Consider the following 1,935-nt stretch of genomic DNA (forward strand, 5'->3'; position numbering starts at 1 on the left):
GAGGTCTCCCACCACGAGAGTGGGTAAGGCTCCCGGTAGACGACCGGGTTGATAGGCCGGAGGTGGAAGCACGGTAACGTGTGGAGCTGACCGGTACTAATAGGCCGAGGACTTGACCACAAAGCTTCTTGCTCGCGTCCACTATGCAATTCTGAGACTGCAAACACGTGTTGTTTGTTTGTTTCATAGGGTTACGGCGGTTATGGCGGGAAGGAAACACCCGGTTACATTCCGAACCCGGAAGTTAAGCTTCCCAGCGCCGATGGTACTGCACTCGGGAGGGTGTGGGAGAGTAGGTCACCGCCGGACAATCTTTGTTCGGGAAGGGCTCCACGCTTACGCGTGGGGCCCTTTCTGCGTTTCAGGACCTCCGGCAGAGAGGGACGGCGACGATGGAGTACCACGGGTGGGTGACCATCCGCGAGACGGCCGGCGTCGAGGACGACTACGACAGCCTGCTGGAACGGCAAGTGGAGGAGATCCGCGCCTATTTGGCCCAGATCCCCGACTACGGCCTGATCGATCTGCGCTGGTTGAACGGCATTCCATCCCTGCATGTCGCCGGCCATCCCAACCACAACAGCGGCTGGGCCGACACCCTCCTCGACCTGTTCCAGCGGATCGGCGAGATCGCGCCCGGCTCCTACGGACTGCTGTACCTCTGGGACGACGGAGGCACTCACCCGAACGAGTTCCGCGTCTACCGGCTCGTACGCGGCCGGCTGAGCGAGCACACCGACTCGCTGCTCTCCCCGGCGATCCCGACCCTCGAAGACCCGGACCCGGCTTCCTGACCCAGCCAATCGCCGCGGCTCGGGATGACGTCCCGCCGAGTGGTGTAGTTTCCACTGCCGCGCTCAAGATCCGAGACGCTCAAGGCGCCAGGCGATCGTCCCTCGATTCCTCGCGGAGATCACCAGAAGTTACACCACCTCAGGGGAAGTCATCCGGCTCGGCCACTCCGACCGAAGGGCTGGTATCCGTCCGTCAATAGCGGGCGGTTCGATGCGATACGGGATCTGGGTGGCCAGCGAGATCGTGGTGTCCGTGCGAGCGGGTTCGTCGTGTCCGTACGAGCGAGATCGTGGTGTCCGGACAGGGGCTGCCGGTGAGGTCAGGATGTGCGCGATGATCTCCCACGGATGTTCGGTGCTCTTGGCGACGACTCGGCACAGGAGGTCGTGCTGGCCGCTTGTCCCACGCACCGCGTCCAAGGCTGGCACGGCCTCCGCCAGGCCACCTTGGGCGATCGCAGCCAGACGAAAGCCAGGGTCGGGTAGTCGGCGCTGCTCAGTGAGAGTGTCGGCATGAAGTCGAGACTGTCGGCACGAAGTCCTCGATCACGCCGCGGGCGATCAGTTTCTCCACTCGCGCCTCTACTCCTCCCTGGCCACGCCCAGCGGACGGGCGAGCTCAGTCAGGCCGATCCGTGCGCGTGCGCGCATCGTGGCCAGCCGTCTGGCATCCAGGTCACGAAAGCTCCTCCGGCGGAAGCAGTTCGAGGGGCGCGGGCCGAGGCTGAGCGCCAGCCCTCTTTGTGACGGCGCTTACGTCGCCGCGGGTGAGCCCTGGGACGACGACTCGATCGTCGAACTGGTCACCACTGGCCACTAGCGTCATATCACCACCATTCGTGATAATTCACGGATGGTCGCGGGGCGAGGCGTCGGGGGATACTTCCGCGTGGTCATAGCGGGTCTCCTCCTGGTGCCCTTGGCGCTCTGGCCGCTTCCCGAGCGAGAGCCGGTCCAGCACCCCGTCGTGCTCCACCAGCGAGCTACGATCCTGCCTCAGCAGCAGGTCATGGTGGCTCTTCGAACTTGAACGGGGTTTGAGGTTCCGCGGAGTGCAGGGGGCTTGAGAGAGCTCGTGGCTCTCGGTGATCCTTCTTGTTGTCGAAGCAAGAAGATCACAGCAGAGAAGCCACGAGCATGG

The 1,935-nt window shown here is 63.8% G+C and carries 1 protein-coding gene and 2 rRNA genes; all 3 read left to right on the plus strand.

The genetic code is table 11. From position 1 onward, the window contains the following. Positions 1-120 (plus strand): 23S ribosomal RNA (locus KLK06_RS59330); the annotation flags it as partial. Between the two features lie 72 nt (positions 121-192). Further along, positions 193-309: ribosomal RNA gene (rrf, locus tag KLK06_RS59335) — 5S ribosomal RNA — on the plus strand. 83 nt (positions 310-392) lie between these two features. Beyond that, positions 393-794 (plus strand): Imm7 family immunity protein, encoded by a 402-nt coding sequence (locus KLK06_RS59340; protein ID WP_214644738.1) that lies wholly within the window; start codon positions 393-395, stop codon positions 792-794. The last annotated feature ends 1,141 nt before the right edge of the window (positions 795-1,935 follow it).

The organism is Nonomuraea sp. NEAU-A123 (assembly GCF_018603905.1).
GTDB lineage: Bacteria > Actinomycetota > Actinomycetes > Streptosporangiales > Streptosporangiaceae > Nonomuraea.

What these genes read in the sequence shown, in the direction of transcription:
- KLK06_RS59340 (WP_214644738.1), top strand. Translation starts at nt 393, where the DNA reads ATGGAGTACCACGGGTGGGTGACCATCCGCGAGACGGCCGGCGTCGAG.